The following is a 25,412-nucleotide window of genomic DNA, read 5'->3' as shown; positions in this document are numbered from 1 at the left end:
ACAATTGTCTTATTACAGGTAAGGCTACATTGACCGGAAGAGACTCGCCGTCTTCCTGTCCGATGCTGATTAATTATAGCCTGGATTCTGTACAAGATTGGAGTTCGCAATAATATCCGAAGCAGGAAGTGGGAACAGCGTCCTATACCCGGCAACTGCCTGACCTGCAAGCACACCACCTTTAAAAGGCCAGAGGTAATTATCACCCGTAAATTTGCCATAGCGGATTAAATCCGAACGTCTAAATCCTTCCCAGTATAATTCTTTCACACGCTCATTGAGAATATCATCCAAAGAAAGATTCATTAAGTTCCCACTGTTGTTTCCATAGGCACGTACACGCAGTTTATTGACATAGTCCAGCGCCTTGGCCAAGCTTCCGCCAGAGCCGCCACGCAATGTCGCCTCAGCATAGATCAAGTTCATCTCTGCCAGACGGATCAACGGGAAATCCACCGAAGCAACGAAACCTTCAGCTGCCGGAGGAGCAGTTTTTCCGTCCTTGTTCACATTGCGGAATTTGGTAACCGCCAGTCCTTGCTTATAGACGGCGATATCTTCAATTTTAACGCTCGTATTTAAGTGAAACATTGCCCTCTTGTCCGTTGCTCCGCTGTAGTCTCCGAAAATCGTTGCGATATTATCGCGTGTCCGATTTCCGGCCCAACCGCCGCCCGGTACACCAAATGAAGTGGGATCCATCGTTGCATCAATAGCTGCATTGATCAGATAAGTTGTACCACCCTTGCTCTGTGTTTTGGTTCCATCATAAGGTAGATAGAAAATAAATTCGGGGTTGTTCACATCATTATCCGCGTAAAAGAGCTCCCGATAATTTGTCCCCAAACTATAGCTCGAGTTCAGTACTTTTTCTGCGTATGTAATCGCTTCGGTATATTTCTTATTACCGGCACCCAGGTAAACTTCAGCGTTGAGGTATAAACGAGCCAACAGCCCCCATGCCGCAACTTGATCGACACGACCATATACATTCTGTTTGGCACCTTTTAGCTGGCCTGCAACTTCCAACAGCTCTTTCTCTACATACGCAAAAAGTTCAGGTCGTTTGATCTGAGGCGGCGATACTTTTCCGACAGGAGTTTCTTCGGTTACAAATGGTGGATTTCCAAACAAATCAAGCAGCACCCAATAATTATAAGCACGTAAGAATCTTGCTTCGGCACGATAATAAGCGATTTCTTTTTTATCGGCATCTGAAATACCGCGTTCGGCCAATTTAGCATCTGTACTTTCTCTTAAAAATTCATTGACAAGTGTGGCACTATAGACACAGCGGGTATAAAGACCACGGAGCATGGGATTGCTATCGTCAAAATCGAGGTAATCCAGTCCGCTAATCCCCGAATCATTGAGCCAGGCACAGGCGGCCTCATCGGTTGTAAGTTCCTGTGCGTTCCAAAAGAGGCGTAAAAAATCCGATGTACCGGCATCCAATCCTCCCAGATCAGAGTTATTCGGCCCCGATGTACTGGTTAAGGTCAATGATCCATATAATCTTGCGAAAGAGGAGGTATAGCCTTTAAAATCACTGTAGGCTACATCTGCAGTTACGTCGTTGGTCGGTTTTAGATCCAAATCCTTATGGCAGCTGCTCAGTGCTATAGCCAGCAAGCATACACCTATATATTTATTTAATTTTTTCATTGTTATATCGTTTAAAAACTCACATTTACACCCAATACATAAGTCCTTGGCCTCGGATAAAAGCGATCGTCTATACCGTTAGATATCTCTGGGTCAACACCTTTATAATTGGTGATCGTAAATACATTTTGTACAGTTGCAGAAATCGACATTGAAGCGTTACTATTCCGGATAAATTTTCCAAGGTTATAACTTAGGTTAACATTATCCATTTTCAAAAACGAAGCGTTCTTAATGTAGTAATCACTTCGGAGCTGTTTGAGCAGAAAATTGGTATTTAAAAAATCTACCGGCGCATTATTAATCACCAGAACGGCCTGATCGTTGATATTAGCTCCACTTCCCAAATTAGAGGAAACATTGTCGTAGACATAATTATCCAAATTTGCGCGCAATACCGTTGTTGCCGACCATTTTTTATAGCTGTATGCCGCCGTAAAACCCAAAAGATATTTCGGTAACGGTGATTTATACAGATAGCGATCGTTATCGCTGATAACGCCATCTCCATTACGGTCAACATAGACACCTTCGACAGGATGCCCCTGTTCATCATATACCTGTTGGAAAACATTGAAACTGTTTGGCATGAAATTAACCTTATGCGCCTGGATATTTCCGCCTGTTCCACCACGGATACCACCGGTCTCTACAATAAAGTTCGGATCATCACTCTGTGTCAGATTGGTTACTTTACTCTTATTATAAGTTAGGTTAAAACCGATGTCCAAGGTCGAATTATCCGTTCTTAGCGGGACGAAGTGTACATTAAACTCCAGCCCCTCGTTTTCCATGTTACCCACGTTGGTCAATAGGAAATTGCTAAAGTTAGAGCCTACAGGAACGGGAATCGTGCTGAGCAGGTCTTTGGTCTTTTTCGAGTAATAATCCACGCTACCATAGACCCGATTGTTGCTAAAGCCAAAATCAACTCCGGCATTATAGGTTGTTGTATTTTCCCAACGAATGTCTTTATCGTAGGCCACAGGTGAATTTAAATAGTAGTATTCATCACCAAAGCGATACATCGACTCGTTGCCGCTGATGGTATAATTAGGCAAATAAGAGTAGTTGGCGATGCCATCTTGCTGCCCGGTTTTTCCATAACTTAAACGGAGCTTCAGTTCGGACACTGCAGCTATATCTTTTAAAAAGCCTTCATTTTTGGCGCGCCAGGTGAATCCTACAGAAGGAAAATATCCCCAACGGTTATCAGGACTAAAACGGGAAGAACCATCCGACCGCAAGGTTCCCGACAGAACATACCGGTTGTCATAGGTATAAATCAGACGCCCATAATAAGAGATCAACAGATTTTCGGGTTTATCAAAAGGTCGCGTTGGCTCATTTAGGATCTTATCACCTTCCGCATTTGTACGGTTAAAATTATAAACCTTACTGCTATTTTTATAGTAGCCATAGCCCAACGTCGCGTCTATCGTACTTTTGATTGTAGGTAATTCCTTATCATACTTTAAATAAAACTCCAGCGTTTTATTGTTGATATCGGTTTTATATTGGGTTCTTTCACCCCCTTCATTAAAATTACGTGCAGCTATCGCTGGTGTAAATGTGTTCCCTTTCGAACGCGCCAGATCGTATCCAACGTTTAAGTTGGCATGCAGCTCCGGCAGGAAATGAAAACTATAATCCACCTTTGCATTTCCAATACTTCTAAACACATCGCCATTATCTTTGCGTAAATCCAACAAGGCTAAAGGATTTCGTGGTGCATTGGGATTAGGTTTCCCCCCTTGAATCCACTCATAATACCCGCCAAAACTATTTTTATCATCCACATAGACAGGTTGGGTCGGGTCGAACTGAATGGCTGCTCCGATTGCGTCTTGTGTCGCAAATTTCGATTTTGACCAGGTACCACGGACATTTACATCCAATGAAAGATGATTGTCCAGAAATTTAGGCGTTAATGCCAATGCAGCAGTAGTTCGTTTTAAGTTATCATTTTTCAATACCCCATCCTGGTTCATATAGCCCGCAGATATACGGTAAGGCATATTGCCCGCTTTGGAAGCAATATTAACGTTATTATCCGTTGTAAATGCATTGCCATAAATCACATCCTGCCAGTCGCTATTTGCTGTTCCCAACAACTTTTTCATGGCATCACTACCATTTGTATTGACATAATCGCGGATTTGATCGGCGTTGAGCAACTTTACTTTATTGGCTACGGTAGCCAATGAATTCTGTGTAGAGAAGTTGATTTGTGTTCCTGAGCGACTGCCTTTTTTTGTCGTGATCAAAATAACCCCATTCGACGCCCGCGAACCATAAATGGCTGTTGCATTGGCATCTTTCAAAATTGTAAATGTCTCGATATCATTTGGGTTAATCAAACTTAATGGGTTAGCTACCCCGGATACAGAACCACCTGCCAATGGAATTCCATCTACGACAATTAACGGATCGTTACTGGCATTCAATGAAGCTCCGGTACGGATACGGATGGTGCTTCCTGCGCCCGGCTGCCCCCCACTTGTTGTAATCTGTACGCCCGGAACTTTCCCCATAATGAGTTGCTCTGGCGAAGAGATCTGTCCTTTTTGAAAATCTTTTGCAGATACTGTGCTGATTGAACCCGTCAGGTCACTTTTCTTTTGTGTACCATAACCAATCACAACAACCTCTTCCAGTGTACTGCTATTGGATTTAAGGTAAAGGTTTAACGGATTCTGTCCATCGTTGACCTGGATCAAGGTATCCAGGGGCGCGTATCCGACCATACTTACTTTCAGACGTAATTTCCCTGTTTGTAGTCTATCCAAGCTAAAATCCCCATTCGCATTGGTAGACAGTGATTTTTGAATATCCTCGAAGCGCAGTGTAGCACCGACCAAGGAACTCCCCTTCTGGTCCATTACTCGCCCTTTTAGCGTTGCCTGTTGCGCGAATGCCGAAGCACTTACACCGAGTAGCATGCTCAGAGCCCAAAATGGACGTGATAGCTGTTTGTTCATAAAATAACTGTTTATTTATTTATTTAGTTTTGTTTTGCTTATTAATTGGTACTGCCCAGGTAGGAGACTCAATTTTGACTGGCCTGACCAATTGAGCTCTTTTCCCGTAAAATTATCGACCCACTGCCCCTGCAACGCTGCCGGCAAGGCAAAGTCCACACTTTCTACCCCAAAATTGCCAAGTACCCCTACTTGTTGTCCCTCCTTTTCGAGAACAAAATATTTAACGGCATCTTTCATAGCCGATGTGATAATCGTCCCGTTTTGGAAAATGCTATTTTTGGTTTTGAAACGTGTAAGTTTGGCATAGGTCTCAAAGAGCTTTTTGCGATCATTTTGTTGTAGATAGCTCCACAACAATGGTTTTTCGCCTGTGCGCCCATTTTCATCGATAGATACATCATAACCGTATTCACCAAACTGCCAGATCATCTTAGGTCCAGGCGAAGCCAATAAAAACACGGCGGCCTGTTCCATACGTTTTAATGCCGTACTGAGGTTCTTGACGTTATAGCTACCTGATGAATTGCCGTAATTCAGGCATTTGAACAGCAGCCGCTGTTCGTCATGGCTTTCCATATAAGACACAAACGAAGGTTGTGTCATGCCATGGCCCGAAGGGAATAATCTGCCTAAATCCGAGCCGTTGTTGGCATTCCAGCCCATTGCCGCCTCATTGAAGACCGCATTCATGTTGTTCCATAGCAACATCCCCGATTGCGCAAGTTCGGCCTCTTCCTGATCTCCGCCAAGATGTTCGAGAATAATATAACACGAGGGATCGATGCTGCGAATATGCTGCTGGTATTGCTTCAAGATAGCCACACGTGACGCATCGTAAGCATTCCATGCACTTAAATCACTTTCTGAGGTACCCGAATTTTTCTGTGTAAACCCTTTAGACAAGTCAAATCGGAACCCATCAATCTTGTACTCCTGCATCCAATAGGTCAAAACATCCTTAACAAAAGTCTGTGTATAGCTACTTTCGTGGTTAAAGTCAAAGCCAACATTGAACGGATGCTTGGCTACTGTATTGAACCAAGGACTATTGCTCGCAACGTTGCCCTGCTCAAAATAAAGCTGTACTAGCGGGGACTGACCAAAAGCATGATTAAAAACAACATCCAAAATCACGGCAATACCATTTTCATGACAAGCATCTACGTAGGCTTTCAAGTCGTTTTTTAAGCCGTAATATTTATCCAAAGCGCGGTGGAAAGAAGGATTATAACCCCAGGTCGAATTCCCCTCCGATTCCTGTACAGGCATAAGCTCTACCGCATTTACACCCAGCCTTTTTAAATAAGACAAAGAGTCTTGCAATGTGGTATATTGATGTTGTTTGACAAAATCACGGACCAAGAGTTCGTAAATAACTAAATCACCTTGAGCTGGCTTATTAAATAGCGTGGTTTTCCATGAGTAAGACTTGGCTGGGAGATCCAATACGCCAACCACTCCCTGCGCAGCAGCGGGATAAGCGGGTACAGCCGCCGCGGTCAGTCCGAGTACGGCATCGTTTTGCGGATCAAGAATCAGCTCAGCATAGGGGTCTGCGATATTCAGCTGACCGTCCACCAAAAACTGATAAGTCTGTTTTTTAGAGAAATCCAGATTCGATACGGTAACCCACCAGGTTTTGCCATCTGGTGTCTGGCTCATCGCATAGGCCGGTAACGCTTTATAGTTATTAAAATCGCCCAAGACATACACACTCGTTTTTAATGGTGCTGTGAGCGCAAAACTGACCTCTCCTTTTTCTCTGTTTATGGTTGTTCCGTTTGGATTGATGCCGATCGGGAGTGCGGCGATGGTAGGTTTTGATTGCACAAATAACTGTGCTTTACTGAAATATATTTTGCCCCCAGCCTCAAGACGTGCTTCAAGCTCGTGCAGGCCATTGCTCTGTAGGCTGAGCGATTTTTCTAATGACGGTACCGCAGAAGATTCAGCAAGCAATAAACCATTATCCCAGATACTGATTTTCCCGGACTGCGTTGCCTGTACTTTTAGCTTCAGATTATCTCCAACAGTGTACATCTGTTCCAGGGTAATTGGATCTGTGGGTTGCAGCGTAGGCGAAACAAAACGAATGGCCTGTGTATTGCTCGTTACAAGAGGAAGAAATAGATCTGAATTATTTTTGTTTCGTTGGACCAGCGACCCATCTCCATTGCGGACTAAAAGTGCCATCTGACCAAATTCTCCGCCATTAGTCAGGTTAAAAAATTTGGAGGGGGTAAATGTGAATGAATATAAACCAGCAGAAACAAATTTAAGTTTATAAGCATTGTCATTCTTTGACCAATCTGTTGCTACATGTTGCCAGCTGCCCCCATTGACAGGAATCAATCCGGCGTGTAGGTAAAGGTCGGTAGTGCTACCTTTTAAAGCCGCATTTCCTTTCGAAAGATCAAATTGCAAGGTGATTTCCTGATCCCAATAAATAAATGGGGCGGAAAGATTGAGCAAACCAGAACCCTGCTGTTCAATAACAGGAGGTTGCTCGACATCCACGATATCTTTCTTATTTGCACATGATGATAATAGGACAATCACCCAGAGATACCCTATTAAACGAGAGATATGCTTCCCCATCGATAATTAGCTTTACTTGGAATCTGAAATTGGGAACGTTCCCGAAATCAAGGTAAAAAGAAATCGCTTGTGGCGATTTGCTGGATTTCCCTATCCAATATTTTATACAAATTGATTATTTAAATACTTTCGGGAATGTTCCCGAAAGTATTCAAAGCTAAATAATGGGATTACAAAAAACAAATATTTTTTTCTTATTTCAGGCTAGATTTTTGAAAAATAAGCTTGGAATCAAGGTAAACCGAATTAGCAAACTTACTATTTTCAGGGTCTTCCATCTTATCCAATAGGTATTTTGTTACTAATTGGCCCATTTCATAAGCTGGTTGTTTCACTACGCTCAGTGCCGGGTCAATCAGATCGGCGATATCCAAACAAGAAAAACAAATGATTTTAAGATCTTCAGGAATCCGAATTGCAAGCTGCTTGGCAACCCGTATACTCGAAATAGCAAGACGCTCTACCGAAGCAAATATGGCATCGGGTTTCTCCTGCTCGATCAAGTCGGCAATATCTTTCATATTCTGATCAGCATCATTCACCGTATCCAAAATAAGCGCTGGTCTGATCGGAATTCCCACTTCCTGCAGCGCCTTTTCGTAGCCATCTTTACGCACCTTACCAATGGAGACATTCGGATTGATTGCAAGATAAGCGATCCGTTTACAGGCATTATCGATCAGGTGTTTGGTTGCCAGGTAAGCCGAATCAAAGTCATTACCCGTAATGTAGCCCCCCTTCCAATCGTCATAAGCACGGTCAAAAAACATGACCGGAATGCCGCGCTCTGCCAAAAGTTGTAAATGCGAATGGTCTTTACCCTCACCCGAAGCCGAAATGATAACGCCATCCACTCGTCCATTGGCCAGTGAACGTACGATTGAGGCTTCATTTTGCACCTGATGATCCGTCACATAAATCAAGGTATGATAGCCCTTGGAGCGCGCCACAGCCTCAATTCCTTTGATGGCCTGCGAGAAAAACTTATTGCCAAATTCGGGAATAATAATCGCAATGGTCAGACTTTTATTTGCCTTTAGACTACTCGCATAAACATTCGGCGAAAAACCGATTTCTTCGGCCATAGCCAAAATCCGAGCTTTTGTCGCTGGATTAATGTCCACGTTATCCCGAAATGCACGGGAAACGGTCGATTTTGATAAGCCGAGTTTTTTGGCCAGATCTATTATTGTTAATTGCGACATATCAAGAGTCCCTTTGTTGTTCGAATGTAATAATTGCTGGATACAAATAAAGCAATTATCTGTCCAGAATAGCAAATTTTCTTTTTGTCCTCTTTGTTTTAAATCAGCAGGCCATGTTTTTTTTATCTCCCGATAAGAAAAGCGATCTAGTGATCAAATCCTGTAAAAGATCATTCCAATATGCTTGCTTTCATCCGCTTTCTGTTAACAGAAAAACTTGTTTTATATGGCCTTTTGTGTCTACAGCGCTAATGCTGTCTTCGGGTTGTCTTCGTATTGTGTTCGTACCACCTTCGGATGTGGAGAGTCTTGCTACGGCTATTGATCGAAAGTTGACCAAGTAATTCCTGTTCAGGGTCTGGTCAATATCTGTTCAGCACCTGTACAATATCTGTATCCCATCCGAATAAGGTACGAAGCAGGTACGAATCTTTCCCCACTATTTGATCAAAAAATTGTGAGCAGGTGCTTAACAGGCTTAGCGTATTTTGCTAAGCCTGTCTACAATTAATCGCCCATTTTCTTTATTAGAACTTTCTAAAATCCCATTCCCCGCGATAAGGGCGACTGCGCATGAGATTAGCATAGTCATTGTCGAACTGTTCTTTTTGTGGATTCCATTTTAAATCCTTTTGAAGTTCATACGCAATATTGATGGCATTGCACACTGAGCTCGTCCGGTGACCTATTTCAACATCACAGATAGGCTTACTTCTTTTTTTGATCGCATCAACCCAGTCCTGATAGTGATTATCACTATAATACAAACGACGATCAGAAGCAGTCAGTTTAAGATTTGCCAAATTTTCCGGGTTCGATCGGATAAATTCCCGGCTTACTTCAATCTTACCTTTTTCACCGATAAATTGGATCGCATTATGTACTCCCCACTGCACATGGTTTACGCGAACGCCATTGGCATAGCTAAACGAGAGCCCGCTATTGCTGTTGGCCTCCTTGGGTGGATTAAACTGAACAGGGCCCGATTCATCCATACCCAAGGCCCATTGCACGATGTCAAACATATGTGCACCCCAATCGGTGATGTAACCGCCACCAAAATCGCGGTAACCACGCCACCAAGCCCATTTATCGTCCTCTAAAGGTGGGCTTAATATCGGATTATAACCCCGATACGGTGAAGGTCCTACCCACATATCCCAATCGAGATAATCGGGGGCTGGCATGGAGGGAAGGTCACATTGTTTGACCGGTTCGCCCACAGAAACATTGATTTCCTCGATTTTGCCGATATAGCCATTGAGAACCAGTTCTGCTGCCTGTCTAAAATTATAGGAAGAACGCTGCATGCTACCCGTCTGAAATACACGTTTATATTTTCGGGTTGCATCGACCATGGCACGACCTTCGGCAATGGTCAATGCAAGGGGTTTCTCACAATAAATATCTTTGCCAGCTTTAGCCGCATCAACTGCAATCTGCGCATGCCAATGATCGGGTGTAGCAATGACAACAGCATCAATATCTTTCCGATCCAATAGTTCCCGATAATGATGATAGGCCTTGATGTCGGTCTGTGCTTTTGACAATTCCGTTTGTTTTTTCGTTGTCGCAGCAATAAATGCTGCCAACTTATTACGGTCTACATCACAGGCAGCCAGACTTGCAATTTCCTTGCAGCGATTGAGGCCATTCATCAAGGTATAGGATTGTTTTCCGACACCAATAAATCCAAGATTGATACGATCACTTGGCGCAAGAAATCCATTGCCTCCCAACACAACGCGCGGGACAATTGTAAAAGCCAAAGAGGATACAATTCCCTTGGCTATAAATTCTCTTCTTTTCATTCTTTATGGATAGTTTATTTTTCTGCTCGTCTTTATTGGTACTTCCTCAGTCCTTGACGGCAAAATGGTTTATGTATGGATGATTTGTTCAGTTTTTCTTCTAAAAAGTTTATTCTTGAATCGGCACCAAAGTAATCGAAGCAATCTCTGGCAAAGTATCACCTTCGATGGCTGTAGCCTGCAAAATCACCTTGGTACTAGGCTCACCAATTACTTGCTGGGATACCTCAATGTTCCCCATAGCCACCTCCTTAAATTTAGCTTCCTTTTCAGCTACGAATGTCCATGGGAGCTGCTGTCCGAGTATCGAGAGTACAATTTTTCCGTGCTGATTGCTATTCGCCAGATAATTGACGAGCACACGATACTTCCCTGGTTTTTGAATTTTGATATCCCAAAAAACTTTATCCGCAAGGTCTTTCCATTGACCAATGGCGTTCGGGCGGTTTGGATCATGGGTATGTGCACCAATAATTTTTAATCCCTTTCCTTCCTGTAATTTTGCATTATTTGCGTTCATCACGATGCGTCCATCTGCCTGTGTTTGGGTCAGGCTTTCCTCAACAATTGGTTTTCCCTGGATTTCGACCACAATAACCTTCGGTCCCTTCTTACTGTCGAAGATATCAACAGGAATTGCTGGTCTTCCGTTTTCTAAAGTGGATTTTAACTTCATTGTAGGTGAAGCTAGGGCGTAGACAGCCGTCACTTTATTTTTGATGGGCAGATTTATTTTTCCATCGGCCGGACGATCAAAAACATGCAGATACAGCTTCCCATTTTTTTGGGTACAATACCCCCAATCCAAGGCCTGAAAAGGGCTCGCGGTGGTACCGTAAATAGATTCGCCATTGACCTTCATCCAATCCCCGATTTGCTCCATAATCCGCACCGCAGGTTCAGGAATGGCTCCGTCACCATCGGGTCCAACATTTAACAGGAAATTGCCCCCTTTACTCACCGTTTCCACAAATAATTGCATGATCTTGGGAAAACTTTTCCAATTTTGATCATGGGCGCTATAGCCATAACTTTCATTCATAGTATGGCTTACCTCCCAGTACATGCCCGGCAAACCTGTTGGTGGAATATATTTTTCGGGAGTTCCGATATCTCCGTTCTTATTTTCGAGTCCGTTCCAAAATCGATTATTGATAATAATATTGGGCTGCCATTTGATCAGATCTGTCAAGATATGCTTTGTGCCCCAGGCTTCTCCCTCCTGCTGTTTACTGCTGAAATCGGGCCACAGCATGTCCAGCCGCCCGTAATTTTGTGCAAGTTCTTTAATTTGGCCATAGAGATAGGCTTTGTAACGTTCATGATCTGGCTGATGCTTATCCACATTCGGGTTCAGCTGAAAGGCCTCATAAGAATCGGGATGTTGCCAATCCAGGAGCGAATAATAAGCTCCTACTTTCATTCCCTCCTGACGGAAAGCATCCATAATTTCGCGGTAAAGATCTCTTCCTTTCGGCGATAAATTTGCCGTACCCGTAACATCATTTTTCAAGGCATAAGGCTGTTGGCTATTGAACAGGCTAAAGCCTTCGTGGTGTCGAGAAGTCAGCACCATATACTTCATTCCAGTTTTTTTTGCAAGGCGTGCCCAGGATTGTGGATCAAAAGAACCTAAAGTAAATTTTGGTTTCAGTACCCCAGCATAGTGCTTACTGGGAATTTTCCCCCAGGTTTGTATCCATTCGGCATAATGCTGTGGATATTGTTTCCCTTCAAAAGAACCACCTGCTGCACTGTACAATCCCCAATGGATAAACAGTCCAAAACGGGCCTCTTTAAACCATTCCATACGTTTATCTTGCGTCTCCTGCCAACCTGCAACACCTTCATACGGTGGCGATTTGGTCTGTGAAATAGCAACATCGGTCATGCACAGCAACATTCCCACTGCTGCTGCACACTTCCACTTAAAAAAATTGATTTTCATCATGATATAGATTTATACATAAAAGTTCATTTATTCGGATTACAAGCTATCACCGATCAGAAACCCAACGCTTGAATTTCATCTTGAATAGCATCATATGCTTTGCTTGTATCTTCTATTGGAATTCCCTTGGATAGTCCAGGTCGTTTATGACCTGTATAGGTTAGCCATGCGTCTTTCATCATCGTCTGCCTTTGCAAAACAAGCGTATATAACTGGCGAAGTTTTGGCTGACTGTTCAAATTGTCATCCCATGCGCTTTCAATCGGGAAATCAGGCATCAAGTGCTGTACAATTTCCTTTGCCATTAGCCAATGCCCGAACTCTCCAGGGTGCACTCCATCCGCGGCCAGCTTAAACTGAGCATCTTTCTCGATTCTAGCTTCCAAGTAGCGACGCATGGGAAAATGCAGATCTATGACTTCCCAGGACTGCATTTTGGCATAGTCGATAAGCCATTCGGCATAGCGATCTAATACTTTATTGTAGCCATTGAGCCGAAGCTGCGGATCATCATGTACTGGAGGTGTCATCCATAGGATGCGTTTGACGCCCTGATCGACCAAACGTTTGTGCAGACGGATAATTCCATTTTTATAGGCTTCAAAACGGATAGCATCAAAAGGGAGGTAAATGCCGTCATTCATGCCATAACAGACGAAAACCACTTCAGGTTTGATTTTATCAAGCACATTGTCCAGTCGATCAAATAGACAGGGGCGTGGAAATTTTCCATCGGCATGATTCGGTTCACTGAGTCCAGAAACGGTCTCACTTGGTAACCCCGAATTAATAAACTGAGGTTTCCTTTTCGGGTGACTGCTCAGGAATAGACTTTCGGTCATGGCGACATATTGCCCCGCGTAAGTAATACTATTGCCTAAAAAAAGCACTTTTTGTCCATCACTCAAACTAAAGTCCTTAACATGACTTTGCCCCTTTACTTGCCTAGACAAAAGGCCTAAGCACAATAGCAATACAAAAAAACGAAGTTCGTTTCTACGAAATGATAAATTTAACATTGTGTAATATTGGATCAGTTGGACAAGTACCAAACCTTACATATCTCATTGGTTTAGGTTGATACCAATATGCGCAAAAGACTTATTAGATAACTATTGAGCGCTGTCCATAATTGATTATTTTGGTCATTAAATTAATCAATAAGCACATGAATTCAAATTAAATTACTGAAAGACAGAAGATTGTTACATTTACATCTTCTATTAGTTAGTTAAGAACTCTTGTTGATAACAAAAGGGCTGTCCAAAGGGCAAAAAAAAGCCTGTCCAACCAAGTCGGACAGGCTTATATTCTTAAGCAATTAAGTCTTATTGCATATTGAATTTGGAGATACTCAGTTCTTTAAACTCCAACTTTTTATCGCCCACGATACGCAGCTTGGTTATTGGCGTTTTTGGAAAAAATAAACCAGTCATTACCGTTAGCCCCTCGTCTGCAAAAAGTTCCACAGAGCTCACATCAACATACAAACTGAAAGAAAGTGCTCCCTTATTTAGCAGCCTTTGTGCCAAAGCCGTCTTTGGAAATTCTCCATTAAAAGACACTTCACCGGACTTAGAACGATCGATATAATAGGCATTTTGGTCTTCACGATAACCAATAACCAATTCGTCACCAGATTCATTCGATAAGATGACTTTAAAAGCCTGCCGTTTCAAATCTTTAAGGTCCAAACGGTACGCTTGTGGGAGATGTTGCTCGAACGAAACTTCCTTCGTTCCACCGCCATGGTATTTTTTTAGCGGACGAAATGCGGTTTCAATTTCTTTGGGAACAGTACTCGCAACGTAGAACGACTGTCCAACTTTTCCTAAAGATAAAACACGAGGTATGGTTGAGGAAGAACGCCATTTTGTGGTAGGAACCACATTGGCATATTGCCAGTTGCTCATCCAGCCAATCATCAGGTGCCTATCCCTTAGGTTACTCCAGGTTACTCCGGCATAGTTATCGGGTCCCCAATCCAACCATTTTATTTTAGTATCCGCTGTTCGGAACTGATGCCCATCAAAGTCACCCACAAAATATTGTGTTACGGAACCACCGTTGGGCCCACCTGGATTGATACTGACCAACAAGACCCACTTTGTAACTCCTTTGTAGTCCATGGGAATAAGATCGGGGCATTCCCAGACGCCTCCATGGGCTCCCACCTCTTTACCAAACTCACTTTCCTTCTGCCATGTTTTCAAATCTTTGGAAGAATAGAAAGTAATACAATCTTTTGTAGCTAAGGTCATAATCCAACGTTGGCTATGCGCATGCCACATCACCTTTGGATCCCTGAAATCCCATATGCCAGGGTTTGGTAATACTGGATTGCCTTTATATTTTGTCCAGGTAAGACCCTTATCTAAACTATAAGCCAAACTTTGATTTTGATGCAATCCCGTTTTCCGATCCTCTTCCTGATGATTGTGATGGGTAAAAATGGCGACCATAGCATCTTTCCCAAAACCTGCGGTGTTGTCTTTATCGATCACAGCGCTACCTGAGAAAATAGTTCCCAAACTGTCGGGGTACAATGCGATCTTCTGCTCGTCCCAATGGATCAAATCTTTACTGATCGCATGGCCCCAATGCATTGGTCCCCAAACGGGCTTTTCGGGATTATGCTGAAAAAAAAGATGGTAATTACCGTTCAAATAGACCAGCCCATTGGGGTCGTTCATCCAGCCCTGCTGTGGAGTAAAATGGTAAAGTGGGCGATATTTTTCTTCAGCATCCCGTTGTTTTTGCTGTCCCATCTGGGCCAGACTTGTACCGACAATACTTAGCAAGAACATCGTAAGTCCGTATTTTTTTAATCTTATCATTTTTCTTTTGTTTACGTTTATAATCCGATTATTGTTCGCTTCAATAAGCAAATATCTTATAAATTATCAGGAAGATTTTTCAACTTTCAACCCATTCACTGTAACAGTTCCCTGATCCACAAAAATAGTCCATGGATTTTGATCCATTTTATAGATCCGGTTGGTAAAAGCAACACGATCATTCACATACACGACACAGATAGACTTTTCAATACTAATTTTCAGATTAAAAATCCGATTGGTCGGTACGGTGAGTGGTGTAAAATTGAGTGCTGTTTTACTTCCGCCACCATTTCGAGCCTCCTTATTCATAAACAGGGCCGGCATATTCCAACGATTGGATGAAGTCAGGTCAAAAGCAATGCTATACACTTCGGTCGGATCATCACATGCACCAAATGAAAAACCAAATTTGCTGGATTGAGAAGCATCAATGGTCATTGTCATTTTAACAGATGAAGTATTCCGGTTAAATTGTGCATAACTTCTTCCGCCCGATTGCGCTGTCAAACTATAGGTTTTATTCGATTCGGAAACTTGACCAACATTGCTCAGTTTTTCAAAGGCGACTTCCTTATTGAATTTACTGTTTAGGGCTTCCGGAATTTTAGGATATAAACGTCCTGAAGCTCCCTGAACCAACTGGTGTGAAATTAAATTTCCAGCCCAGGGCAGTTCGTTGTTATTATTTACTGTTTGCCCGGTTGAACACCATCCCGAAAGATAACGTGTCGTACCGTCGCTAGCCGTCTTGCCAGCATAGAGATAAAGTCCATCAAAGGTTTCATGATGTCCTTCGGCATCCCGACAGATCATCCAGGGACCATCCGGAGAATCCGCAATACGATAAAATGTCTTGCGATGTTCATCCCGGTTGATCCGCGAAAACAACAGATACCACTTATTGCCCATTTTAAATAGATCCGGGCATTCCAATAGTTCAGCATCTGTTTCGATGCCATATTTTTCCACTGTCCCTGTCGTCGCAACGAGCGGTTCAATCATCGACCAACTGCTTAAATCGGTTGACTGATAACGTGCAAGGATTCCTTTTCCGTCTTTTCGCGTCGTGACTAGCATCACGTAGGCATTACGGCTTTCATCCCAATAAACGTGCGGATCCCGAAAATTATTTCGATCATAGCCCACCGCAGCCTGCAGTGCCATAACTGGTTGCTTGGTCCAATTCATTAAATCAGTGGAGGTAGCCAACATGATCTTTTCTGCTGGAGTAAAAACACTGTTATGACCTGTATAGAAACAGTAATACACTGTTCCTTTTTTGATAAAACTTCCTGTTCCGATCCATTCATCCTGACTCCCCACAGCGCCCGACGACAATACTTCGGTATAGCCCTCAAATGTTCCAAAGTCACTTGTTCGCGTGCTATAAATCGGGTGCCTGTTGGCGTTCTCATAGAGATAAAACAAGTAGAACTTTTTATCGCTGGCATTGTAATAAGGCATGGGATCGCCCACAAACCCCTGCTGAGGCCTATAGAATCGTTGATATGGGCCAGCCTCCTGCCCCGAAATACAAGCCGTAGAACTGTCCACAGGTTGTATTGTTATGGGCTTATCTACCACTGTCGAACGCTCGTCGCTATTCTTGCAACTTGTCAACAAGCTGAGCAAGAATACTGTCGGAAGCAAATACATTTTTGGTCTCATGATTTAAATCTTTCTATTAATCCCTTATAATCTATCATCGCTTGTTTTATTTGTATTCGATCATTCTTTAGGTAATGCTTTCAATTCGTCCCAGTACATCCGTTGGGTAGGAAATGCCACGGGCTGTCCATTAGGATGCTCATGCGGCATCACAAGTATATTGTTGATGATCGCCTTTCTTCCAGCAGGAATCTGAAAAACCAACTCTTGCCACTCCCCAACGTGCTCCTTTGCATAATTAGCACGCAACCAATCTTTTTGCTGTTCACCATCCGATTGAATCTCCAATTGTACATCTCCCGCTACATCCTTCAATATCATAATGGAAAAACGGCCATATTCTGCCGGATTGATCGTCACTTTATTTGCATTCCACAGCGCACCACCATGCCAGCCTTCGCCCGTTTTATTATCCCGTACAAAAGACGCACAGAACGGTGTTGCATTAATTCCCGTAGTTTTCGGGTTGGGATAAGGTGAATCTACGGCGCTCACCCCTAACCCGTCGAAATGTGGAACGCTTGTTTCGCCATTATAAATCATCAGGATCTGTTTGGGTTCCGTGCCCAAAATCGCTGTTACCGTATACTGGAACGTCTGCCCCATATACGCAAGGCTGTATTTTATCGGAGAACTTAAATCCACGGGGCCACTCTGATTGGGCGTTATGCTCGCGCCAGCTGTAAATTCTATCGCAGGTGATAAGTTCTTCAGGTCTGTCCCCAGGGGTAGGTAAATTTTAATGCTTTTATTTTTCTGATCGATGATTCCAGCTTTTTCTCCGATATGGAATGCCGTTATTTCCGCTTTGATTTCTTTGACGGTTACTTGATAGGTGTTGAATAGATTTCCATTAAACACGCGGTAAGTAATTGGTGTTGTTCCAGAAAATGAAAAGTTCTGGGCGATACCTGAAGCTGGAGAAACCTTGGCATTATTGGGCAATTCAATCGTCGGAGCCACCGCTGAAAGATCTGTGCCTTCAGGAACCATGACAAGAATGGTACCTTTTGCCGGATCTATTTTTCCAGCGGTATTACCGACCTTGAAGGAAAGTACCTCTACATCTGCGTTCAAATTGAGTGTGCTATCGGCATCACGCTTGCAGGCAGCAATAAGCCAGATAAGCAGGATAGTAATCCCTACTTTTATCGTATTTTTTAATGTGTGCATTGGAATAATTGGTTATGCTAATCGTTCAACAATAAATGCTTATTTAATAGCCTGGATTTTGTTTGTACAGATATTTACTTAATCTGATCTGTGCTTCAGGAATCGGCAAGTATTCGTTCCTATCTGCAGTAAAATGTGCCGAAGAATAATAAGATCGACGTGACTTTTCCGCATCATAATAGGCATTCATGGCCTGGTCTGCAATTCCCCAGCGTACAAGATCAAAGAACCTTCCGTTTTCCATCGCAAGCTCCAATCGTCTTTCCCAACGTAACGCCTTCCGGGCATTTTCTTCGTTCCATACAATATTATCTCCATTTTTGTACGTTTCGATCAGGGTTTTATCATTTGCATAGCCCGTAAGTGCAGTGCTATTTTTTGCCCGCGTACGTACTTGGTTTATCAATGGCAGTGCTTCAGCCGAACGATGCAGCTCGATAAGCGCCTCTGCCCGCATCAACAGCACATCGGCAAAGCGCAATACAATTCGATTTTTTGTATTGGCATAGAAAGGTACCATCGGGACAAAGCAATCGCAATCGGGATCTACATTGTCTTTCAATGAGGCGTAAACCGAATATTCTGCCGGGTTACGGTTCCAGCTTTCTTCATACGTTCTTTTGCTACTATACTTGTACGGTAAGCCCGGAATTGCAACCGTATGAAATAACCGTGGATCGTACTTTTCTGAGGTATTAAAGCTATTCAACGCATTGTAGTTATCCAGTGGTAGACCTTTACCCGTTGTGCGAAACGCGTTGACAAGGCTTTGACTCGGTTTATTGAAATCACAACAGCCTACGCCCATAGGTACTGATAGCACATCAGAAAAATTAACACGCCCAAATTTTGTGCCGTCATCTTTTGAAAACTGAACTGAAAACAGGGCTTCGGTCCCATTTTCATATTTGCCCGGCAAGAAATTAAATGCAAAATCGGTTTCCAGCGTATGATTGGATGAAAGTACAACATCCGTATTTTGTACAACCTTTTCCAAATCTCCGGCATCGATGCCCGTCACCACATTACGTTCGGCATTGTCCTGACGGTATCCCTTATAGAGATAGGTTTTGGCAAGATATGCCGCAGCAGCAACACGGTTGGCACGCCCGACCTCCGTTTGTACAGCCGGGAGATGATCTACAGCATACTGAAAATCATCCACAATCTTTTGCCATAGCGCATCGTTGCTCAAGGCCCTATTCGATACGGTTTCATAGCTGTCTACCGCGACATTTTCATCAATATAAGGCACATATTTGAAAAGGATCTTGAGCATAAAGTAAAAATGACCGCGTAGAAAGCGTGCTTCACCCAGCTTTTCTTCCTTCCCATCGAAATTATCCATCTCCTGTATGGTCTTGATTGTTGTATTGGCACGCGAAATTGCAACGTACAATTGAAACCACAATTTATCCAACTCTGCAAAATTGGTTGTAATGTTATTGGAGACCTCCAGGAAATGAAAGGTCTGGATATCCTGTGGTCCCGATCCGCCTTTATAAGCATCGTCCGACCGAACCGTACCATAGGGCCATAAGCTAAAAGGGACATCATAATGATCGTTACCCAATGCCGCATAGGTAGCTGTCAATAATCGTTCAGGCTCCTTAACCTGATCGGAGCTTAGTACACCATTGGGTGTTTGATCTAAAAATTTGGTGCATCCTGGAAGTAGTCCAGCAAGAACCATGAATATCGCTATTTTAGTGGTTATTTTTTTCATCCGTATAAATTATTTAGAAGTGTATCGCCTTATTTCGCTCCCATTTTAAAATCCAATATTTACCCCAGCTGTCCAGGTCGTTGGAATTGGATAACCCCAACCTACATTTTCAGGATCCACACCGGTGAAATTTTTTGATTTAACGGTAAATAGATTCTGACCAGTTACATAAATCCTTAATCGGCTCATACGTAGGTGTGCGGCGGTTGCTGTTGGCAAAGTGTAGCCCAGAGACAAATTCCGGAGCTTCATATAAGATCCATTCTCGATAAAGTAATTTGACAGACGGCCCTCGTCGTTGTTATTTGTTGTTTGTAAGGCCGGGATCGTTGACGTTGGATTTTGTGGTGTCCAGGCATTGAGCAGACGTACACCTTTATTGGAATTGACGTCGTCCACACTCCAGAAGTCCGTTTGCTTTTTCAGCCAGTTTTCAACATCTATTCCCTGTACCCCCTGAAAGTACGCAGATAGGTCAAAGCTTTTATATTTTAGCACAATGTTCAAACTATAAGAAAAATCAGGATGAGGACTACCAATCCATGTACGGTCCATATCGGTGATCTGCTTGTCCGCATCATAGACGTTGACATAACGTAAACGCCCTATCCCTTTACCGGTCTGATTGACGTGCGCATCCACCTCGTCCTGATTCTGAAAAATGCCGTCGGTGACATAGCCATAAAATGACCCCAGCGGCCGGCCGATAATATTGTCTCCTTGACGACCACCATAGGAGTTTTCTACTGCTTCGGGTAAATGTGTCACCTTGTTTTTATAGGTCGAGAACACAGCCATTACATCATAATCCAATCCAAAGGTTATTTTATTACGATATCCGGCCGATATGTCCAAACCTTTATTTTCCATGGAGGCACCATTCGCCCAACGGTAACCGCCCTCTCCGACCACACCGATATAGGCTGGATTGATCAACATATCTTTGGTTGCTTTAACATACCAGTCAATCGAACCATAGAGACTTTGATTAAACAATGAAAAGTCCAAGCCTATATTCGTCTGCGTGGTAGTTTCCCATTTCAGATCATTATTTTCCGTTTGGATTTTGCGGTATCCCGATGGTAACTTTCCCGTTCCTGCACCCGATAGATCGTATGCTGTACCGTCCACGATATTCCATGTTGGATCAGCAACACCATATTCGGGGACGAACAGGGCATAGGTAGCCAGATTACCAATACCCTGGTTGCCTGTCTGCCCCCATCCCACACGTAACTTGAGGTCAGAAATATAATTTTTTGTACTTGCCATAAAGCGTTCAGAAGAGATCCGCCAGCCTGCCGTTACTGCTGGAAAAGTGGCAAAGCGGTTATTTTTACCGAAGCGGGAAGAGCCATCGTGGCGTACGGTGAAAGAAGCCAGATAACGGTCATCATAGGAATAATTGGCCTTTCCAAAATAGGATAGCAGCGAGAAGCCTGTAGAGCCACCTCCTACTGCCGCTGTACCCGTACTCACACCTGGCCACATATACTCTGGTGTTTCTATGGCAAATGCACCATCACCAGCGGTATAGGCGTTAAAATTAATATCATTCTGACGGTTCATTTCGATACCAGCAAGCACATCTATTGTATGTTTGTCGATTGCCTTCCGATATGTCGCCGTATTGGACCAAGTCCACTTCATTCCATGGGACTGTTCCATATTAACCCCACTCCGGGTGCTATTCATAAATCCCGAACGATAGGATACTTCCAAATTACGTTTGTAAAAATTACTATAGTCCAAACCGTAACTGGTGCGGACATGCAGACCTTTTATAAGCTGTAGATCCGCATAGGCATTTCCAAACAACCGCCAATAATTATATTTATTGTTCCGGTTATCATAAAGTACACGCATGGGATTATGGCGGTCGTTCATTCCCAATGCTGGTCCACCCCATCCTATTCCATCTACTGTATGGACAGGAATAATGGGCAATGCTTTTAACGAAAGGTCAAGCACATCGCCCGGTACCTGCACTTCACCGGTATTGTTTACCGTAAAATTCTCGCCCACCACCAAGCGTCCATCAAACAATTTATAATCGGCATTCATCCGGGCAGATATCCGCTGGAAATCCGTGTAACGGAGTGTCCCATTGTTGTGCAAATAACCTAAGGAGAAAAAGGAACTGGATTTTTCTGTCCCGGAGCTTAATGTCGCATTGTAAGATTGTTGCAATCCCGGTTTTGAAACTTCCTTAAACCAATCGGTATCGGAAGCGTACATGGTATGTTCACGGTCGATATACTTGGAAACAAAAACAGTATTGAGCTGAGGTACGCCATTTGCGTCGTTATTCCATTCAAACTGATAACCAATATTATTTCCGTTGGGGTTTCCGCCATTATTGATGGTGGCCTGCCACAATGCACGACCATATTGTTGGGCATCCAGCACTTTCATGCGATTATTAAAATGCGTACTGGTGGCATAGGCGTCTACTGTAAGTTTAGGGGCACCCATCTTTCCTTTTTTTGTCGTGATGACAATAACACCATTCGCTGCGCGCGAGCCATAGATACTCGCCGAAGAAGCGTCCTTTAAAACCTGAATACTTTCGATATCATTCGAATTGAGTTCATGCATTCCTCCCTGTGTGGGGGTTCCATCAATGACATACAAGGGATCCTGACTACTGTTGATGGAACTGATTCCGCGCATACGCACTGTTGCCGCTCCACTCGGACTACCATCCGAAGTTACTGTCATACCAGCTACCCGTCCTTGCAGCGCTTTCATCGGGTTATTTTCCGGAGCCTTCATCATCTCAGCAACATTAACAACACTCACAGCACCCGTCAAATCCTTCTTCCGTTCTGTTTGATATCCCGTAACGACCACTTCATCGAGCCCCTTTTCGGTAGGCGCAAGCTGAATATCGAGGAACTTTCTTCCTGCCACAGCAATCGTCTGGGAGGCATAGCCGACATAGCTTATTTCCAATGTACCCTGATTGCCCGAAGTCTGAAGGACAAATTCTCCCTTTTCATTTGTCTTGGTGGCTATTGTGGTTCCCTTCACCACTAAAGATGCCCCTACTATAGGTGCTGCTGTCCCACTATCCGTAATTCTTCCCCGGATTTCAGTCTGTTGCGCAAATGCGACAACAGAAAAAAGTGCCAAAGACGGGAGCAGCATTGCTTTCTGTCTTGTAAACATAATTGGTTATAAGTAAATGGTTAATGATTTAGATTGATTATTTGATTATGATAGCGGGTAAACTGCTTCGTAAAGAAGCAGTTTACCTACTGTTGCTTCTGAGCTCCATTGAAGATCGGATGCAACCATTGGAATCGATTGATGACCTCATCGTTATATTCAGGACAAGCCCCCCGGCTCTGTGTCACAAATCCACTTAAGGTGGCCGCAAATTCCAGTACTTCCTCCAGCTGAACACCTTCCTGCATCTGAAACCTTTTGGTCAGGAAAGCCGCCAAAAAAGAATCACCACTTCCGATGGTATCTTCTACCTGAACTTTCAAGGCTGGAAAATGATAACTGATATTGTCTTTTTTATAATGATATACCGCACCATCTGCACCATAGGTTACTATTGCCTCCTGAATTGCAAAACGCTCCATGATCAAGTCCACACGCTGCTGATCGGTATAGGCATCCGTTGCGCCATTCCAGTCGGAAATAACATGCAGTTCCTCGGCATTCATTTTCACAAAATCAGCGTATCCCAACAGTTTATGTATTTTTTCCGGACCAAAATAAGGTGTACGCAGGTTGACATCCATCACCCGGAAGCGGGCTTTTTCCAGCAGTAATAGCAAGCTTTGAAAACTTACTTCATCCCGACAGGCTAGACTACCATACACCAAAAAATCCACCGCTGCAACTGCCTCAAGAACAACATTGTCCACCGCTATTCTATCCCAAGCTACAGGATAAACGATATCGTAATGCACGTCGCGTTTTGCATCGATCGAAACCTCTACTGTTGAAGTTGGTAACAGGTCATCGTACTGGAAGAAATCGGTCGGGATACCCAGATCTTCACATACGTTACGCAACTCGTAACCATTATCGTCACGCCCTATGCGCGTTAGCATACGCGTCGTAACCCCCAATTTATTGAGGTGATAAGCCACATTCAAAGGCGCACCGCCTAATTTTTTACCTGTAGGAAGATTGTCCCAAAGAACCTCGCCAAAACAAATACCCTGTATTGATTTATCTCCGTTTTTCATATTTTCTCCTTTTTATACGAAGCTTCGGCCGAGCGCCAAAAACCAAGTAACAAATTGATTATTATATTTCCCTTTAAATTCAATGTTGACAATAGATACACACAACATGTTATCACATTGTCTTTGATTAAATAACTTTCGATAGGCGCCAGTCGCGTCATGGCTACTTCGACACCTATTGGTGTAGTCCAGCTAAAGACTAATGTAGATTGATGGTATGCCCAAGATCTTCCAATGATTTCCCTTTTGTCTCCGGCATAAACTTAAGCACATAAACAAGCTGCAGCACCATAAATAGGGCAAAGATCAAGAAGGTACCCCCGCCACCGAGCATTTCTGTCAAGGCTGGGAAACAAAAGGTGATAATCGCCGCCATCACCCAATGTGTCAAGCTACCAAATGTCTGCCCTTTGGCACGGACATCATTCGGAAAAATTTCCGAAATAAATACCCAAATCACCGCACCTTGCGAGAATGCGAAAAAGGCAATGAAACTCATCAGATAGATTGTGATCGCAAAACCCGTCGTTTGGTTGGTATAAAAAGCATGTGAAACGAGTGCCAATGAAACAATCAGCCCGATCGAGCCCACCAACATTAATTTTCTTCTGCCCACCTTATCGATGAAATTGATCGCCAGCAACGTAAAAATAAAATTGACAACCCCTATACCAACTGTCGAAAGCAATGAACTCTGTGAGCCTAAACCAGCCATTTCAAATACGCGGGGCGCATAATATATAATCGCGTTGATACCTGAGACTTGATTGAACAGCGCAAAACAAAAGGCCAATAAAATAGGTTTGGCATTTTCGCGAACGAAGAGTTTGCCTTCTCCTGCGGAATTGTTTTTGGACTCCTGAATTTTTGAAATCTCCAGCTCGTAACCATCCGAATTAATTTTTTTCATAATCCGCGTTGCCTCGGCCAAATTCCCTCGGTGCAGCAGCAACCATCTCGGACTTTCCGGGATGAGGAAGATCAAACAGAAGAATAACAACGACGGAAAGCACTGCACCCCCAGCATCCAGCGCCAGGACTCTTCGCCAACCTGACCGATAAAATAGTTGGACAAATAGGCTATCAAAATACCTAATACAACGTTGAATTGAAAAAGCCCTACCAACTTACCTCGCGATGCTGCCGGGGAGATTTCTGATATATAGATTGGTGCCGTTACCGAAGAGACGCCAACTCCTATGCCACCCAAAAAGCGGAATAAAATAAATATCGTCCAGTCATTCGCCAGTGCACTACCAATCGCTGAAATAAAGTAAAGGGCTGCAACAGCAAATAAGGTATTTTTACGGCCTAATTTATCGGAAGGCAGTGCACCTAATGCTGCGCCGACAACTGTCCCTATCAAGGCGATGGCCATTGTCAGTCCATGCTGAAACTCACTTAAATGCCAGTGTTCCTGCACGGCCTTTTCTGCTCCTGAAATAACCGCTGTATCAAATCCAAATAAAAATCCGCCTAAAGCCACTACAAAGGACCAAGCTAGTACCGTGTTTTTGTTCATGTTATGATCTATAATTGATTAATCCAAATTTAACCCTAGTTTCATCTTAACTTAAATTTGA

At 43.3% G+C, this 25,412-nt stretch carries 14 protein-coding genes; all 14 read right to left on the bottom strand.

Annotated elements, in window-relative coordinates; all coding sequences use genetic code 11:
* Positions 1–69 precede the first annotated feature (69 nt).
* The 14 genes from B4Z90_RS12280 to B4Z90_RS12215 all read right to left on the bottom strand — a co-directional run bounded on the left by B4Z90_RS12280 (position 70) and on the right by B4Z90_RS12215 (position 25,351).
* Positions 70–1,665: a RagB/SusD family nutrient uptake outer membrane protein gene (locus tag B4Z90_RS12280; protein WP_286727903.1), complete on the bottom strand. Its 1,596-nt coding sequence runs from the start codon at positions 1,663–1,665 to the stop codon at positions 70–72.
* A gap of 11 nt (positions 1,666–1,676) precedes the next feature.
* Entirely contained in the window at positions 1,677–4,646 is a 2,970-nt protein-coding gene (locus B4Z90_RS12275; protein WP_286727904.1) for a SusC/RagA family TonB-linked outer membrane protein, read from the bottom strand.
* Positions 4,647–4,661: 15 nt separating this feature from the next.
* Complete coding sequence (locus B4Z90_RS12270) at positions 4,662–7,247, bottom strand: alpha-amylase family glycosyl hydrolase (protein WP_286802374.1); 2,586 nt, start codon at positions 7,245–7,247, stop codon at positions 4,662–4,664.
* Positions 7,248–7,441: 194 nt separating this feature from the next.
* The gene (locus B4Z90_RS12265) at positions 7,442–8,452 is read right to left on the bottom strand and encodes a LacI family DNA-binding transcriptional regulator (RefSeq protein WP_286727906.1); all 1,011 of its coding nucleotides are present in this window, start codon (positions 8,450–8,452) and stop codon (positions 7,442–7,444) included.
* Between the two features lie 527 nt (positions 8,453–8,979).
* Positions 8,980–10,263, bottom strand: a complete 1,284-nt coding sequence (locus B4Z90_RS12260; RefSeq protein ID WP_075991625.1) for a Gfo/Idh/MocA family protein — start codon at positions 10,261–10,263, stop codon at positions 8,980–8,982.
* A gap of 109 nt (positions 10,264–10,372) precedes the next feature.
* Entirely contained in the window at positions 10,373–12,214 is a 1,842-nt protein-coding gene (locus B4Z90_RS12255) for an alpha-L-fucosidase (RefSeq protein ID WP_286727908.1), read from the bottom strand.
* A 53-nt stretch (positions 12,215–12,267) separates the two neighbouring features.
* The gene (locus B4Z90_RS12250) at positions 12,268–13,233 is read right to left on the bottom strand and encodes an SGNH/GDSL hydrolase family protein (RefSeq protein WP_286727909.1); all 966 of its coding nucleotides are present in this window, start codon (positions 13,231–13,233) and stop codon (positions 12,268–12,270) included.
* Between the two features lie 309 nt (positions 13,234–13,542).
* Complete coding sequence (locus B4Z90_RS12245) at positions 13,543–15,051, bottom strand: glycoside hydrolase family 32 protein (protein WP_286802373.1); 1,509 nt, start codon at positions 15,049–15,051, stop codon at positions 13,543–13,545.
* A gap of 66 nt (positions 15,052–15,117) precedes the next feature.
* Complete coding sequence (locus tag B4Z90_RS12240) at positions 15,118–16,722, bottom strand: glycoside hydrolase family 32 protein (RefSeq protein ID WP_286802371.1); 1,605 nt, start codon at positions 16,720–16,722, stop codon at positions 15,118–15,120.
* 60 nt (positions 16,723–16,782) lie between these two features.
* Complete coding sequence (locus tag B4Z90_RS12235) at positions 16,783–17,895, bottom strand: hypothetical protein (RefSeq protein WP_070567410.1); 1,113 nt, start codon at positions 17,893–17,895, stop codon at positions 16,783–16,785.
* A 43-nt stretch (positions 17,896–17,938) separates the two neighbouring features.
* Positions 17,939–19,621: a RagB/SusD family nutrient uptake outer membrane protein gene (locus B4Z90_RS12230; RefSeq protein WP_070567412.1), complete on the bottom strand. Its 1,683-nt coding sequence runs from the start codon at positions 19,619–19,621 to the stop codon at positions 17,939–17,941.
* A gap of 45 nt (positions 19,622–19,666) precedes the next feature.
* Positions 19,667–22,792 (bottom strand): SusC/RagA family TonB-linked outer membrane protein, encoded by a 3,126-nt coding sequence (locus B4Z90_RS12225; RefSeq protein ID WP_286802370.1) that lies wholly within the window; start codon positions 22,790–22,792, stop codon positions 19,667–19,669.
* Between the two features lie 86 nt (positions 22,793–22,878).
* Positions 22,879–23,829 carry a carbohydrate kinase family protein gene (locus tag B4Z90_RS12220; protein WP_088160623.1) on the bottom strand — a complete coding sequence of 317 codons (951 nt, stop codon included), beginning with the start codon at positions 23,827–23,829 and terminating at the stop codon, positions 22,879–22,881.
* A 199-nt stretch (positions 23,830–24,028) separates the two neighbouring features.
* Positions 24,029–25,351 (bottom strand): sugar porter family MFS transporter, encoded by a 1,323-nt coding sequence (locus B4Z90_RS12215; RefSeq protein WP_075991614.1) that lies wholly within the window; start codon positions 25,349–25,351, stop codon positions 24,029–24,031.
* Positions 25,352–25,412: the final 61 nt, after the last annotated feature.

Source organism: Sphingobacterium sp. UBA5639 (assembly GCF_002421245.1).
GTDB lineage: Bacteria > Bacteroidota > Bacteroidia > Sphingobacteriales > Sphingobacteriaceae > Sphingobacterium > Sphingobacterium multivorum.
Note: the sequence above shows the minus strand (reverse complement) of the source record. Positions and strands in the feature narration are given on the sequence as shown.

Excerpts from the sequence above, each read along its gene's own strand:
- B4Z90_RS12280 (WP_286727903.1), bottom strand. The coding sequence starts at position 1,665 with ATGAAAAAATTAAATAAATATATAGGTGTATGCTTGCTGGCTATAGCA.
- B4Z90_RS12275 (WP_286727904.1), bottom strand. The coding sequence starts at position 4,646 with ATGAACAAACAGCTATCACGTCCATTTTGGGCTCTGAGCATGCTACTC.
- B4Z90_RS12270 (WP_286802374.1), bottom strand. The coding sequence starts at position 7,247 with ATGGGGAAGCATATCTCTCGTTTAATAGGGTATCTCTGGGTGATTGTC.
- B4Z90_RS12265 (WP_286727906.1), bottom strand. The coding sequence starts at position 8,452 with ATGTCGCAATTAACAATAATAGATCTGGCCAAAAAACTCGGCTTATCA.
- B4Z90_RS12260 (WP_075991625.1), bottom strand. The coding sequence starts at position 10,263 with ATGAAAAGAAGAGAATTTATAGCCAAGGGAATTGTATCCTCTTTGGCT.
- B4Z90_RS12255 (WP_286727908.1), bottom strand. The coding sequence starts at position 12,214 with ATGATGAAAATCAATTTTTTTAAGTGGAAGTGTGCAGCAGCAGTGGGA.
- B4Z90_RS12250 (WP_286727909.1), bottom strand. The coding sequence starts at position 13,233 with ATGTTAAATTTATCATTTCGTAGAAACGAACTTCGTTTTTTTGTATTG.
- B4Z90_RS12245 (WP_286802373.1), bottom strand. The coding sequence starts at position 15,051 with ATGATAAGATTAAAAAAATACGGACTTACGATGTTCTTGCTAAGTATT.
- B4Z90_RS12240 (WP_286802371.1), bottom strand. The coding sequence starts at position 16,722 with ATGAGACCAAAAATGTATTTGCTTCCGACAGTATTCTTGCTCAGCTTG.
- B4Z90_RS12235 (WP_070567410.1), bottom strand. The coding sequence starts at position 17,895 with ATGCACACATTAAAAAATACGATAAAAGTAGGGATTACTATCCTGCTT.
- B4Z90_RS12230 (WP_070567412.1), bottom strand. The coding sequence starts at position 19,621 with ATGAAAAAAATAACCACTAAAATAGCGATATTCATGGTTCTTGCTGGA.
- B4Z90_RS12225 (WP_286802370.1), bottom strand. The coding sequence starts at position 22,792 with ATGTTTACAAGACAGAAAGCAATGCTGCTCCCGTCTTTGGCACTTTTT.
- B4Z90_RS12220 (WP_088160623.1), bottom strand. The coding sequence starts at position 23,829 with ATGAAAAACGGAGATAAATCAATACAGGGTATTTGTTTTGGCGAGGTT.
- B4Z90_RS12215 (WP_075991614.1), bottom strand. The coding sequence starts at position 25,351 with ATGAACAAAAACACGGTACTAGCTTGGTCCTTTGTAGTGGCTTTAGGC.